This window comes from Gilliamella apis (assembly GCF_002142155.1).
In the GTDB taxonomy this organism is placed as follows: domain Bacteria; phylum Pseudomonadota; class Gammaproteobacteria; order Enterobacterales; family Orbaceae; genus Gilliamella; species Gilliamella apis.
Window position 1 is genome coordinate 1 of the sequence record NZ_NASD01000014.1, and the last position, 14,704, is coordinate 14,704.

At 34.8% G+C, this 14,704-nt stretch carries 14 protein-coding genes; 7 read left to right on the forward strand and 7 right to left on the reverse strand.

Features of this window, described 5'->3' with window-relative positions; all coding sequences use genetic code 11:
- Positions 1-841: 841 nt before the first annotated feature.
- Positions 842-1,621 (reverse strand): SDR family NAD(P)-dependent oxidoreductase, encoded by a 780-nt coding sequence (locus B6C84_RS07515; protein WP_065578532.1) that lies wholly within the window; start codon positions 1,619-1,621, stop codon positions 842-844.
- 232 nt (positions 1,622-1,853) lie between these two features.
- On the opposite strand from B6C84_RS07515, the gene B6C84_RS07520 reads away from it, so the two are divergent.
- Positions 1,854-2,744: a LysR family transcriptional regulator gene (locus B6C84_RS07520; RefSeq protein WP_086354381.1), complete on the forward strand. Its 891-nt coding sequence runs from the start codon at positions 1,854-1,856 to the stop codon at positions 2,742-2,744.
- A 111-nt stretch (positions 2,745-2,855) separates the two neighbouring features.
- On the opposite strand, the gene tolC is transcribed toward B6C84_RS07520, so the two are convergent.
- Positions 2,856-4,202 carry an outer membrane channel protein TolC gene (tolC, locus tag B6C84_RS07525; RefSeq protein WP_065650751.1) on the reverse strand — a complete coding sequence of 449 codons (1,347 nt, stop codon included), beginning with the start codon at positions 4,200-4,202 and terminating at the stop codon, positions 2,856-2,858.
- Positions 4,203-4,342: 140 nt separating this feature from the next.
- On the opposite strand from tolC, the gene nudF reads away from it, so the two are divergent.
- Positions 4,343-4,972, forward strand: coding sequence for an ADP-ribose diphosphatase (gene nudF / locus B6C84_RS07530; protein ID WP_086354380.1), 630 nt, complete (start codon positions 4,343-4,345; stop codon positions 4,970-4,972).
- A 161-nt stretch (positions 4,973-5,133) separates the two neighbouring features.
- Entirely contained in the window at positions 5,134-5,964 is an 831-nt protein-coding gene (cpdA, locus tag B6C84_RS07535; RefSeq protein ID WP_165755161.1) for a 3',5'-cyclic-AMP phosphodiesterase, read from the forward strand.
- Between the two features lie 33 nt (positions 5,965-5,997).
- Here the strand turns inward: cpdA and cls are convergent, their stop codons facing one another.
- From cls to fldA, 5 genes are all read right to left on the reverse strand, one after another.
- Positions 5,998-7,461, reverse strand: coding sequence for a cardiolipin synthase (cls, locus tag B6C84_RS07540; protein WP_086354378.1), 1,464 nt, complete (start codon positions 7,459-7,461; stop codon positions 5,998-6,000).
- 5 nt (positions 7,462-7,466) lie between these two features.
- Entirely contained in the window at positions 7,467-7,925 is a 459-nt protein-coding gene (gene yciA / locus B6C84_RS07545; RefSeq protein ID WP_065578536.1) for an acyl-CoA thioester hydrolase YciA, read from the reverse strand.
- 27 nt (positions 7,926-7,952) lie between these two features.
- Positions 7,953-8,495 carry an inner membrane-spanning protein YciB gene (locus tag B6C84_RS07550; protein ID WP_065650753.1) on the reverse strand — a complete coding sequence of 181 codons (543 nt, stop codon included), beginning with the start codon at positions 8,493-8,495 and terminating at the stop codon, positions 7,953-7,955.
- A gap of 69 nt (positions 8,496-8,564) precedes the next feature.
- Positions 8,565-9,023, reverse strand: a complete 459-nt coding sequence (gene fur, locus B6C84_RS07555) for a ferric iron uptake transcriptional regulator (RefSeq protein ID WP_034902110.1) — start codon at positions 9,021-9,023, stop codon at positions 8,565-8,567.
- Between the two features lie 78 nt (positions 9,024-9,101).
- Positions 9,102-9,614 (reverse strand): flavodoxin FldA, encoded by a 513-nt coding sequence (gene fldA, locus B6C84_RS07560; RefSeq protein ID WP_034902105.1) that lies wholly within the window; start codon positions 9,612-9,614, stop codon positions 9,102-9,104.
- A 177-nt stretch (positions 9,615-9,791) separates the two neighbouring features.
- Between fldA and sucC the strand changes: the two genes are divergently transcribed.
- The 4 genes from sucC to cydB all read left to right on the forward strand — a co-directional run bounded on the left by sucC (position 9,792) and on the right by cydB (position 14,700).
- Entirely contained in the window at positions 9,792-10,964 is a 1,173-nt protein-coding gene (gene sucC, locus B6C84_RS07565; protein WP_086354377.1) for an ADP-forming succinate--CoA ligase subunit beta, read from the forward strand.
- 24 nt (positions 10,965-10,988) lie between these two features.
- Positions 10,989-11,855: a succinate--CoA ligase subunit alpha gene (gene sucD / locus B6C84_RS07570; RefSeq protein ID WP_065578539.1), complete on the forward strand. Its 867-nt coding sequence runs from the start codon at positions 10,989-10,991 to the stop codon at positions 11,853-11,855.
- A gap of 117 nt (positions 11,856-11,972) precedes the next feature.
- Entirely contained in the window at positions 11,973-13,544 is a 1,572-nt protein-coding gene (locus tag B6C84_RS07575; RefSeq protein WP_065578540.1) for a cytochrome ubiquinol oxidase subunit I, read from the forward strand.
- Positions 13,545-13,563: 19 nt separating this feature from the next.
- Entirely contained in the window at positions 13,564-14,700 is a 1,137-nt protein-coding gene (cydB, locus tag B6C84_RS07580; RefSeq protein WP_065578541.1) for a cytochrome d ubiquinol oxidase subunit II, read from the forward strand.
- Positions 14,701-14,704 lie beyond the last annotated feature (4 nt).

The following is a 14,704-nucleotide window of genomic DNA, read 5'->3' on the forward strand; positions in this document are numbered from 1 at the left end:
TGGTAAAGTTAACCAGACTTGGATATCATCTTGGTGTAATAGTTTGGGATATCGTCTCCCAAAGGTCAAGGATTTAACTAATGCGAGGAATTCTTATTGTCCGGAGGGAAGAGATTGTCAAGGTGCAGAGCCTCGGTTCTCTGGTCGTCACTATCGTCTCATTGGTGCCGGATTTTTCTCGGAATGGGGGAATATGAACTATTACAGGGATGCTAAATTCGGCAGCGGCGTTAAAATCGACTTCGACAGATTCGCACTATATTGGACGTCGGATAACGATGGTAGGAGATTCTTTGTGGTTAGCTGGTACACTGGTTTTGTGCTTTATGATACCACTGACAATAACAGGATACTCCCCCAATACGGAGTCTGTGTCTATCCTTAGCTATTATTTTTTAGTTCTTAGGTATTGAAGCTGAGGATAAGAAAAATAACGTTAGTGCATTAAATAATCATTGCCCTGCCAAGGCAATGACGTTGATGTTTACGAAGTGGGCGATAAAAAAACGATTTTGTAGCGCGACATTCGCAATGTGCTGACAACTGAGTGAGGTTAGCATGGCAAACAGGGATGTTTGGCAAGGCTGTGTTTTGTCAGGAACAAATCACAGCCGGTGCGTTAAGAGCGAACGAAGGCGGAAGGCAGTCACATCGTGACCACTTGCGTGGTCGCCGCGGGAGATTGTAAAGAGGGTTCGCGCCAACCCTCTTAACTCGGACGTAATCGCCGTATAGAAATAACCACAAAACAACAAACGTCCGAAACTAAAACAACCAAAAAATTTTGAGGAACGGGGTTTTTGAAAGCCCAAAATCACTTTAATCACTTATATTCGATTGTTTATTTCTGATTTTCTGCTGGATTACCAGAATAAGGAAAGATACTATCTTTTAAACTGAATGAAAAATCCTTCGTACTGATCTCGCCAATGATTTTGTTGCTATCATAAAGGGCTAATAAAAATTCAGCCATTTGATCGGCAGAATGATATTTAGCAAAACTTTTATCATAATCATATTCATCAACATTATTGGCTTTTTTGCCAAATTCCGTTTGGGTTGCCGCCGGAGCAAGTACTTTTGCTCTTAATTGGGCTTTAGCTTGTATTAGTTCTTGAGCAAGCCCTTCAGTGAATGCATTAACATAAAATTTTGTTGCGCAATAGGTAACAGCATTTGGCACAATGGTATAGCCGCCGCGAGATGATATATTAATCAACTGAGTATTTGCTTGATCTTTATATTTACGTACATAAAGTGTTGATAGAATGGTTAATGCTTCAATATTTAAATGCAACATTGATTCAATTTTTGTTAAATCTTGATCGTTTACACTGCCATAATGACCAAAACCAGCATTATTAATCCAAGTTTCGATAAAATAATTCTCTAATTGATTGAATAAATGATAATTAGACTGTGTATTGGTTAAATCACAAACTTTTATAATAACTTCAACTTTGGAATTTATTTTTGCTATTTGTTGTTTTAATGATTCTAAATTTTCTTTTCTTCGAGCAATTACTATTAGATTTTTGTTTCTTTTGGCAAATGCGATTGCCGTTGCATAACCTATTCCCGAGCTAGCACCAGTGATAACGGTATATCTTTTGTTTTCCATTTTTAATCCCTTTGTTACTTAGATTGCTACCAAACTTTTAATAAGTTGATATCACTAAAATATTTAACTGACATAAAAATCGTTAGGCAAACTTAATCAACAAAATTTTGTTTAATGATGATTATATACTGATTAAATTTCCTTATTTAATTAAAGATCTATATTATATTGATTGATAAAATGACAATAAATAATATCAAAATTGATTTATTAACAACTGAGGATTGCTAATGTGGATTTAGTTAAATGTATGGAAGCATTTGTTATAACCGTAAAAACAGGCTCTTTTGCTGCGACGTCTATTTCGTTAAATACCTCCCCACAGATGATTGCTAAATATATTCTTTTTTTAGAAAATTATTTGGGTCTAAAATTACTTAATCGAACGACAAGATCACAACATTTAACAGAGTTTGGCAAACAGTATTATGAACGATGTTTGTTTATTCTCAGTGAAATTAAAAGTACAAAAACATTAGCGCAGCAATTTAGTCAAGAGCCCAAGGGAAGATTAAGGATTAGTGCCCCAATTAGTTATGGTCAATTTAATTTGATTCCTGTGATAAGTCGCTTTATGAAATGTTATCCGAAAGTGAATATTGATATGCAATTAAGTGATCGTTATGTCGATTTAGTTAAAGATGATTTTGATGTGGTATTTCGAATTGGCTCGTTAAATGATTCAAGTTTAATTGCTCGTAAACTAAGTGACTTACAGCTGATTTTTGCTGCATCACCAAGCTATTTAGCTCAAAATGGCGTACCAGCAATACCTGACGATTTGAAGAAGCATCAATGCTTAATTTATCAATATGTCAATCCGACCAAAAAGGATAATTTGTGGCCATTTACTATCAATGGCAAGTTAACTAATATCGCTATTTCAGGTGCATTTCAAAGTAATAATACCACTGCATTGGCTGCAGCCGCTATTGAGGGATTAGGCGTCACAATGTTACCTGAGTCAGTACTGAATGAGTCGATTAAACAGAGTAAATTAATTCCTATTTTGCAAGATTTTTTGCCCCCGCCCAGAGAAGCTCATCTTTTGTATACAGCAGATAAGCAAAGATTACCTAAACTTAATACTTTTATTGAGTTTATGGTTAATGCTATGTCTTGATAAATTTATAATACACTTGGTAATAGAGTTAAATTAAATAAATTAATCACCCAAAATAGAAAAAGCGATCTGATGATCGCTTTTTTATGTTTAATCAAACTATATAGTCGATTATTTTATCGTTGCAATGGTACTAACTTCTTTACCTAACATGTTGTTTAAGTAAACTAAATCACTTGCAGTTAAAGTACCAACAGCATATTTCAACTGTAATAAGCTAGTTAAATAGTTGTATTTAGCATCGGATAGATTGCGTTTTGAGCTATAAAGTTGTGTGGTGGCATTAAGTACATCAACAATAGTTCGCGTACCTACTTGATAACCAGAAGATGTGGCTTCTAATGAACTTTGTGCAGAAACCACCGCTTGTTGATAAGCTTTAATCGCACTAATTGATGATGAAATATTGTTATAAGATGAGCGAACTTGGTTAATCACACTACGATTAGTACTTTCAAGTTTTTCACTAAAACTGACAAAATTATGTTGTGCTTGTTGCACTTGTGATACGGTCGCCCCACCAGAGAAAAGTGGTAAACTTACACTCACACCAACCCTATTATCCCCTGAATATTTTTTGCCAGCGGTGTGACGTTGATAATTGGTGTTACCATAGCTATCAGATTTATTTAAGTTAGTGGAGGCATCAAGACTTGCCGTAGGCATAAAACCTGATTGTGCCATTTTTATTTGATCACGAGCAATCTCTTGATTTAACTTCATAGTTAATAAGTTAAGATTGGCGGTTTCAGATTGTTTTAACAGTGTGTTAATTTGTGTTGGTGCTTGAGTTTTAAAAGTTTTGGTATCAACACTGGCTAGCTTAGAATAAAAGCGACCACTTACTTGACGCAATGATTCAATAGCGTTATTTAAATCATTTAATGCGTTAACTTGTTGCGCTACTGTTAAATCGTAATTTGCTTGTGCGTTTTGTACATCGGTAATAGCCACTAAACCGACTTGATGTTGTTGACGAGTTTGCTCTAATTGACGACCAATTGCTTTTTTCTGAGCATCGATAAAGCTTAATGCATCAAGGCATTTAAGTACATTGAAGTAAGCAACAGAAGTGTTTAGAATTAATGTTTGGCCTTGGTATTGGTAAGAAATATCTGCAATAGTTGCTTGTTTTTTCGTGATATCTAAAGCTTTCCAATTAGAAAAATTGAAGATACTTTGCGAGACTGCGACTTGATACAAGCTACCGCTTTTAGTCTTAATTCCGCTATTGTCTCGACGTCCATGGGCTACTCCATAAGAAGCACTTAAGCCTACTTGTGGCAATAAGCTTGCACGAGAACCTGAAATTGCTGAATAAGCTTTATCTTTTTCAGCCAATGAACTGCGTAAATCTGGATTGGTTTCTTTTGCTTGTTCATAAACTTGAACTAAGTTTTCAGCAAATACAGATTGACTTAATGCTAAGCCAATTAAAAAGGTTAAAGTTTTTTTCATCAATCTTTCTCTTTAAAAGCAATAAAATAGAATAATATTTTTCAATTGCATAATTTTAACAGATAATTAGCATATAGAAAGTGTCCATATTAGTTATTCGCACTTTTTATTAAAATTTAGCTTAAAATCGAGAACTTAATATGAAATATAAACCTACTCCAGTAATTTTTAACAAAAAAGATGTGTTTAATTTAACTAAACGAATTTTATACAAAGGTTTTTTTTCGTTGTTTGAATATCGTTTTCAATATCGTAAATTTGATGGTTCAGTGAGTGAAATGGTTTCGCGTGAAATTTTAGAACGTGGTCATGCGGTGGTACTTTTAGTTTATGATGATAAACGAGATGAAGTCGTCCTTATTGAACAAATTCGTATTGCAGCGATTGATACCCAAGCTAGTCCATGGATATTAGAGTTGATTGCTGGCATGATGGATCATGAGAATGAGTCGACAGAAGAAGTTGCAAGACGAGAAGCTATGGAAGAAGCGGGTATAGTCATTGGACAATGTAAGCCGATCATAAGTTATTTAGCCTCACCAGGTGGCTTAACTGAGCAGTTGCATATTTTAGTTGGTCAAGTTGATTCTTCGACCGCAAAAGGTGTACATGGCTTGGCTGAAGAGAACGAAGATATTAAGGTTCATGTGGTGAGTCGTGAACAAGCGTATAAATGGGTTGAAGAAGGGGTAATAAATAATGCCGCCTCAATTATTGCGCTACAGTGGTTACAACTTAATCATCTGACATTAAAGAATGAATGGAAATAAGCAGTTTTTTGTTAAACTAAGCAATTATTACTTTCCTAAAAATAGAATTTATTTTACAATTTAAGTTAACATCATGATTTAAAAATAAAAATTGTGATGTTGATCACAATATCAATTCTATTGCTGACATGATTTCATATAATAAATGATAGAGGTAGATTTTGGAGTCACTTTTAAAGCTTCAAATACGTAATAAGCATTGTGCAAAAATACTGCATATTACCGATACGCATCTGTTTGCTGATGATAATGGCGCATTGCTAGGCGTTAAGTCAAACGCCAGTTTTTTATCAGTTATTGCTGAAATTGAGCGCAGCAATAAGAAGTTTGATTTGATTGTGGCAACGGGTGATTTTGTCCAAGATGGTGCTAAAAAATCATATGCACGCTTTGCTGAGCAAATTCAAAAATTTGCTACACCATGTGTTTGGTTAGCCGGTAATCATGATAACTATAGTTATATGCAAGAGGTATTTTCGAATTATCAACTTGCTGAAAATAAAAGTATATTACTCGGTGATAACTGGCTAATTGTATTACTAAATAGTCAAGTGGTGGGTAAGGCTTATGGAATGTTGCCTGAATCTGAATTGCAGTTTTTACAAAATACTTTAACTGCTCATGCCGATAAAAATGCCCTTGTATTTTTACATCATCATCCGATTCCTTCGGGTTGTGATTGGCTGGATGAACATATTTTAAAAAATAGTTATAAACTTGAAGAAATTATCAAACGTTTCCCTAATATAAAAGGAGTAGGTTGGGGACATATTCACCAACAACAAGATCATATTTGGCATAATTGCCATGCATTTTCGACGCCTTCTACATGTTTTCAATTTAAACCTAATTGTTATGATTTTCAGTTATCTAATGCAGATGCACCTGGGTGGCGAGAAATTATTCTTAATCAAGATGGAGTGATTGAATCTGACGTTTTTCGTATTGTGGATAATCAATTTTTACCTGATATATCACAAAAAGGTTATTAGGGTATTTTTTGTACATTAATTTTTTAAAATTAATTAGAGTAAAGGGGCAAAAAAGTAAAATAATCGTTCAATAACTCGTTGCCAGATCGGTCGCTTTTTCCATTTTTGGATATTAATTTCTTCTGACTGTGATAAATATTGTTTTAGTAGCTGTGATAGTGATTTGGCAAATTGAGCATCATCAATTACAGTAGTAATTTCAAAATTCAACCATAAACTGCGCATATCTAAATTAACCGTTCCAACTAGACTAAGTTGATTATCAATTAGAACACTTTTTGTATGTAATAAATTATCATTAAATTGATAAAGTTTAACGCCACTACTTAATAATTCCGAAAAGAAAGCTCGACTAGCCCATTTTACCATTAATGAGTCGTTCTTTTTCGGCGTAATGATGATGACTTCAACACCACGTTGGGCGGCAGTACATATTGCATGTAAAATATCATCACTAGGTACTAAATAAGGTGTAGTAAAAATAATTTGTTCTTGAGCAGAATAAATTGCTGTCAATAACACTTGATGGATCATGTTTTCGGTATAACCAGGGCCAGAAGGAATAAGCTGCATAATATGTTTCTTTTCTTCTGGTGGTTCGGCAAAATCAGTGATTTGTGGAAGGGCTAAATATTTACCTGTTTCAAGTTCCCAATCACTAGCGTATATAGCACCCATTAATGTGGTAACCGGTCCATTCATTCTGATCATGATATCAACCCATTCTCCAACATGCTTATTTTGTTTAAAGAATCTAGGGTCAACAATATTCATACTTCCGGTATAGGATATATAGTTATCTATAATGGCTACCTTACGGTGTTGACGCAAATCAAGTCGTCTAAACATAAATCTTAATAGATTAACTTGTAACGCCTCTATAATGATAATACCTGCATCACGCATTCTTTGGCAGGCTTTCGATCTAATAAAATGTCTACTTCCTGCTGAATCAATCATTAATCGACAGGTAACGCCTCTTTGTGTGGCTTGTATTAGTGCTTGTTCAACATCATCCGCTTTACCGCCTTCATTCCAGATATAAAATACCATTTCTATGTTGGAGTTGGCATTATTGATATCGTCAATAAGACGATTAAAAATCGTGTCGGTATCACTTAATAATTCAATATGATTACCTTTTATACCATCAAGTCCTGTTTGATGTTTACAAAGTTGAAAAATAGGCTTGCTGACTTGGCTAACTTTAGCGGTAAAAATATCTGGGAAAGCGCTTAATTGATTAATAAATTTGGTGATAGTTGGGCGCATTTTTTGCGCGCGCTTAGCTCGCTGTTGCCCTAAGTGGGTCTCGCCTAAGGCGAAGTAAAGAATAATGCCAATAATAGGTAATATATAAATGACCAACATCCATGCAATCACGTAAGTAGTTGGTCTTCTTTTGAAGACAATACGTAGCGTGGTCGATACAATAAGCAACCAGTAAACGAGAAAAATTAATGTACTTATTAATGCATGGAATGATGTAAATTGCATATTTATCAGCTATAAGTTAAGTTTAATTTGCTAATGGGATCTTTAGTACAATCATAATGTTGAAATATTTCTGGCAAAGGTTTTGGATTATTGTGTTTATCTACAGAAACATAGGTAAAAGTAGCATCAGTGATACGAAAACGCTGCGTAGCAATTTCTGAATCGGTTACTTTTTTAATCCAAACTTCAATCTCGATGGTAATCGAGGTAGTGCCAGTTTTTATACAATGAGCATAACAACATACTACGTCGCCAACCATTGCCGGTTTGTAAAAAGTAATACTACTTGCATTAACTGTCACGACTCTTCTTTTGGCAATTTCTTTAGCTAAAATACCACCAGCTAAGTCCATTTGCGACATGATCCATCCACCAAAAATATGGCCATGTGGATTAGTGTCTGCCGGCATAGCTAAGGTTCGTAATACTAATTGTCCTTTAGGGTTGTTATCATTTTGTGTCATGTTGTTAATACTCCTACCAGTATAATCTTATCTATTCTCAGTAGTCTTACTCATATTTCGGTAAATATAAATTCCCGATATTAAAGACATTATTAATGATGCTGCCGGTAAAATAAATATTTTAATAATCCAGAAGAAGTCATCTGCTACATAATATGTTGCAATTAAACTGAAAGTTCCACAGGCAATAAAAAATACAATCCACATCAGATTTAACTTATTCCAGACTGTTATATCAAGCTGTATCTCTTTAGCTAACATTTTTTGTATTAGATTTTTCTTGAAAATAAACTGACTAACAGATAAAGCAGTAGCAAATAAAAAGTTAATAATGGTCACTTTCCATTTCATAATATTTGAATCTTTTGTATAAAGTGTTATTCCACCAAAAATCATCACCATCAGATAAGATATCAGCTCAACTTTATTAACTTTTTTATAGATAATAAGGATAGTTAAAAAAGATATTGTTGCAGCAATCATTAATGCTTGGACACCGACAAAAATATTATAAATCGTTAAAAAAATAAAAAATATAAGAAGAGGGATATAATTTAAAAGCTGCTTCATGTGATTATTAACCTGACAGATAAAAGTATGTATTATTCTTAATAAGTAAAAAAAGCCTATAAAATAGGCTTATTTTTTAGTATGAAGTTCCGGATGAGCTTTACAGTTACCAGCCTTACAATGTCCGTAAAGGTATAAGCTATGAAAAGTGAGGGTAACGCCATATTGTTCTGCGATTTCTTTTTGACGTTGATTAATTATTTCGTCTCGAAATTCAAACACTTCGCCACAATCTAAACAAATTAAATGATCGTGGTGTTTTTGTGAGGCAAGTTCAAAAACAGCTCTGCCACCTTCAAAATTATGACGAGTTACAATTCCGGCATCGTCAAATTGATTCAATACTCGATAAACCGTTGCAAGGCCAATTTCTTCCCCCATATCAAGTAGTTTTTTATAAAGATCTTCTACAGTAATGTGTTGGCATGAAGGGTCTCGTAATAATTCTAAAATTTTTAATCGTGGTAAGGTAACCTTTAAGCCGGCACTTTTCAGTGCTGCATTATTATCTTTATCATGATTCGTCATATTACATTCCAGTTGAGTTGTTTAATAAAACATATTACAAAAATATGTACGGAAAATAAAATAAATCACTTTGATAGATCAAATATTCATTTCGGTTTTTACTTGTTTTACCCAATTATTAATGCGTTCTTCGGTTAATTCTGGTTGACGATCTTCATCAATGGCTAAACCAACAAAATGATTATCATCAACTAAACTTTTCGATGCTTCAAAGCTGTATCCTTCTGTTGACCAATGACCAACAATTTTAGCCCCTTTAGGTTCGATAATATCGCGAATTGTTCCCATTGCATCACAGAAATATTCAGCGTAATCTTCTTGGTCACCACAGCCAAAAATTGCTACAGTTTTACCATTAAAATTAATTTGTTCTAAATTAGGGAAAAAATCGTCCCAATCAGCTTGAGATTCACCGTAATACCAAGTTGGGATACCAAAAAACAAGCAATCATATTTTTCGATATGTTCTTTAGTAGTTTTTGCAATATCGAAAAGATCTGCTTTGTCTGTACCTAAAATTTGTTGGATTTGTTTAGCTACGTTCTCTGTATTACCGGTGTCACTACCAAAAAAGATTCCAACTTGTGTCATATTTTTACCTTTACTGTTTTTACAATATCAATATATTTTTTGAGTATATCATTGTCGGTAGTTATCAGCAATAATTCTCAATTACTATAAACATAAGTAATTATTTACTACACAATTTTTACATCTTGCATTAAAATTAGCCACTATTTTTGGCAATCAGAGCTTTGGGATTTATTTATGAACCTGCATGAGTATCAATCAAAAAACCTATTTAAACAGTATAATTTGCCAGTGCCAGAAGGTTATGTATGTAACTCTATCGATGAAATACAAGATACATTGGCTGAAATTTCCTTGCAAACACCGACTAGCGCTTGGGTGGCAAAATGCCAAGTACATGCAGGGGGACGAGGCAAATCTGGCGGGGTCATTTGTACTAAGGATTTTAATGAAATAAAGCTTTTTGCTGAAAAATGGTTAGGTCAGTATTTAGTAACTTATCAAACAACAACCAAAGGCCAACCTGTTAATCAGATTTTAATTGAGAAGGCTTCAAATATAGCTAAAGAGCTTTATTTAGGTGCAGTAATTGATCGTAGTAGCAAACGTATTGTGGTGATGGCGTCAATTGAAGGTGGCGTTGAAATTGAAAAAGTTGCTGAAACTTCACCACATTTAATTCATAAAATATCGCTAGATCCATTAACTGGGCCATGTGGCTATCAAGGTCGTGAGCTTGCTTTCAAACTCGGTCTTACTGGTAAACTCGTCAATCAATTTGCCAAATTATTTGTCAATTTTGCTAATCTTTTTATCAATAATGATGTTTCATTAGCGGAAGTAAATCCTTTAGTTATTACTGATTCCCAGGAATTAATTTGTTTAGATGCTAAAGTTGTGTTAGATGATAATGCCATGTTTAGACATCCTGATTTAGCAATATTAAGAGATACAACCCAAGAAGACGAACGTGAATCAATTGCAGCTAAACAAGGTATTAGCTATGTTTCACTGGAAGGTAATATTGGTTGTATGGTTAATGGTGCCGGCCTTGCGATGGCAACAATGGATATGATCAAACTTTATGGTGGTGAGCCAGCGAACTTTTTAGATGTAGGTGGTGGTACAACCAAAGAGCGCGTAGCGGAAGCATTCAAATTAATTTTATCAGACAAAAATGTCAAAGCTATTTTAGTCAATATTTTTGGTGGTATTGTTCGTTGTGATCTTATTGCTAATGGTATTATTGATGCTATTAAAGAGATTGGTTTGACAGTGCCTGTTGTTGTTCGTCTTGAGGGTAATAATGCTGAGCTAGCAAGAGAGATTTTGGCTAAAAGCGAATTGAATGTTATTACAGCAAAAGGTTTAGTCGATGCAGCCCAACAAATTGTTGCTGTTGCACAATAATAGTATGGGTGGAGAATAATTACTATGTCAATTTTGATTAATAAAGAAACAAAAGTGATTTGTCAGGGATTCACTGGTAGTCAGGGGACTTTCCATTGTGAGCAAGCAATTGCTTATGGAACAAAAGTCGTCGGAGGTGTAACACCGGGTAAAGGCGGTACCACGCATTTAGGTTTACCTGTATTTAACACGGTTAAAGAAGCCGTAGCAGCAACAGGTGCAACAGCAACAGTAATTTATGTCCCTGCTGCATTTGGTAAAGACTCGATTTTAGAGGCAATTGATGCAGGTATCAAACTGATAGTATGTATTACAGAAGGTATTCCAACTCTGGATATGCTTATCGTTAAACAAAAATTAGTCGAACATGATGTTGTTATGATAGGACCTAATTGTCCTGGAATTATTGTTCCTGATGAGTGTAAAATAGGTATTATGCCTGGACATATTCATTTGGCAGGAAAAGTAGGTATTGTTTCTCGTTCTGGTACTTTGACTTATGAAGCAGTCAAACAGACTACCGATATCGGATTAGGCCAATCAGTGTGTGTTGGAATTGGCGGTGATGCTATTCCGGGTAGTGATTTTATCTCCATTCTAAAATTACTTCAGCAAGATCCTAAGACTGAAGCTATTGTTATGATAGGTGAAATTGGTGGTAGTGCTGAAGAAGAAGCCGCTAATTACATCAAACAAAATGTCACCAAACCTGTTATTGCTTATATTGCTGGTGTTTCGGCACCTGCAGGTAAACGTATGGGCCATGCAGGGGCAATTATTTCTGGAAACAAAGGAACTGCTGCCGATAAAACCAAAGCACTACAGGCAGCTGGAATCATTGTTGTGAATAGTTTAGCGGAAATCGGTGAAACGGTAAAAATGCACCTTTAATTTTATTTAATTTCATTTTTTTGACATTCATCAATTTTTATTCTTAAAATAATATTGTAAAATACAATAAATAACGACAAAAAATTTGTGGGTATTTAAGGATAAAGGGAGCACGTTATGTTTGATATTGTAGAATTATCAAGACTTCAGTTTGCACTCACCGCAATGTATCATTTTATTTTTGTTCCATTAACGCTAGGTATGGCGTTTATGCTTGCAATTATGGAAACAGTATATGTGGTTAGTGGCAAGCAAGTTTGGAAAGATATGACTAAATTCTGGGGTAAACTATTCGGTATTAATTTCGCCGTTGGTGTTGCTACCGGTTTAACCATGGAGTTCCAATTTGGTACTAACTGGTCTTATTACTCGCATTATGTAGGTGATATATTTGGTGCACCTCTTGCGATTGAAGGACTAATGGCATTTTTCTTGGAATCAACTATGGTTGGTTTATTCTTTTTTGGCTGGGATAGACTAAGTCGTGGTAAACATCTAATGGTTACTTGGTGTGTAGCCTTTGGTTCCAATTTCTCTGCACTTTGGATTTTAGTTGCCAATGGTTGGATGCAATTTCCTATCGGTTCTGACTTTAACCCGATTACCTCTCGTATGGAAATGGCCAGTTTCTTTGAATTAATTACTAATACTGTAGCTCAATACAAGTTTGTTCACACTGTTGCTGCAGGGTATTTAACTGGTTCAATCTTTGTTTTAAGTATTAGTTCCTATTATCTATTAAAAAAACGAGATTTGCCTTTTGCTAAACGTTCTTTTGCTGTAGCAGCTGTGTTTGGTTTTATTATGTCAATTGTTGTTGCAATTATGGGCGATGAAGCCGGTCATGAGTTGACAACTGTACAACCAGTAAAACTAGCGGCAATTGAAGGTGAATGGGAAACTCAACCAGCGCCAGCATCATTTAATGTTATAGCGTTCCCGTCACAAGATAAGAAAGAAAATGTATTCGCTTTGGAAATCCCTTACATAATGGGAATCATGACAACTCGTTCATTCGATACTCAAGTTACTGGTTTACGAGATATTTTAACTAACAATGAATCTCGAATTCGTAATGGTATTTTAGCTTATACTAATTTGGAAAAAATTCAGAAAGGTGATCAGGACCCAGCTGTTTTAAAAGCCTTTGAAGACAATAAAGTGGACTTAGGTTACGGTTATTTAGTTAAACGCTATACCGATCGTGATAACTTAACAATTCCTGAAGCGACTGAACAACATATTAAAGCGGCAACTGAAGATTCAATCCCTACTGTATGGCCACTGTTCTGGGCATTTAGAGGTATGGTTGGTTTGGGCTTATTAATGATTTTAGGCACTGGGCTTGCTTTATGGACAACCTATAAAGGTCGAATTGGTGAAAAACGATGGTTATATCGTTTACTACTGTTATCTTTACCATTCCCATGGCTTGCATGTGAATGCGGTTGGTTTGTTGCCGAATATGGTCGTCAACCTTGGGCAATTCAAGATATTTTACCAACAGGTGTAGCTAATTCATCATTAACTCCAGGTGAAGTATTATTTACCATGGTTCTTATTTGTGGACTTTATACTTTGTTCTTGGTTGCTGAATTGTTCTTAATGTTTAAATTTGCACGATTAGGGCCAAGTTCATTAGGTACTGGCAGCTACCATTATGAAAAAACACAATCAATATCGGAATAAGGCATAGGGAGTAAATACAATGATTGATTACGAAATTGTACGCGTCATCTGGTGGGTGTTGATTAGTGTTGTTTTAATCGCTTTTGTTATCACAGATGGCTTCGATATGGGTGTCGGAATTTTATTACCTTTTATTGGTAAAACCGATACTGAACGCCGAATCATGATAAATGCAATCGCACCACACTGGGATGGTAACCAAGTTTGGTTAATTACTGGTGGTGCAGGTATTTTTGCTGCATGGCCTACGGCTTATGCGGTATCTTTTTCCGGTTTTTATATTGCGATGGTTTTAGTGCTCTGTGCGCTATTTTTTAGACCAATTGGTTTTGATTACCGTAGTAAACTGGAAAATACTAAATGGCGTAATATGTGGGATCTCGCGATCTTTTTTGGTAGTTTTGTGCCTGCTCTTGTTTTCGGTGTTGCTTTTGGAAACTTATTAGAAGGTGTGCCATTTAGATTTGATATTAGTAAACGTGCTTTTTATGATGGTTCATTCTTTGAATTACTAAACCCATTTGCAATATTAGCCGGTATTGTGAGTTTGATGTTAATCGTTGCTCATGGTGGCGCTTGGTTGCAAATGAAAACTTCTGGTGAACTTTATTTAAGAGCAAGAAAAGCAACACAAATAGCAAGCTTGGTAATGCTAATTGCTTTTGTTTTAGCTGGAGTTTGGATTGCATTTGGCATTCATGGTTATGAAATCACAAGTGCTATAGATCATAATGGAGTATCGAATCCATTAGCTAAAACTGTATCAACAGATTCTACATGGTTAAATAATTACATGAATTATCCTATTTTATGGGCGGTTCCAGCATTAGGCGTATTATTACCATTATTAACTATTTTCTTTTCTAGTGTGAATAAAAATGGATTGGTGTTTTTATCTTCTTCACTAACTATTGCTTGTGTATTACTTACCTATGGAATTGCAACATTCCCATTCATTATGCCATCAAGCATTATGCCAAACGCTAGTTTGACTATTTGGGATGCAACTTCTAGTCAGTTAACACTTAATATTATGTTTGGTGTTGTGGTAATCTTTTTACCAATTGTTCTTTTCTACACTATCTGGTCTTACATTAAAATGTTTGGACGTTTAGACAAAAACCATATAGAAAATAATAAACATTCACTTTATTAAGGAT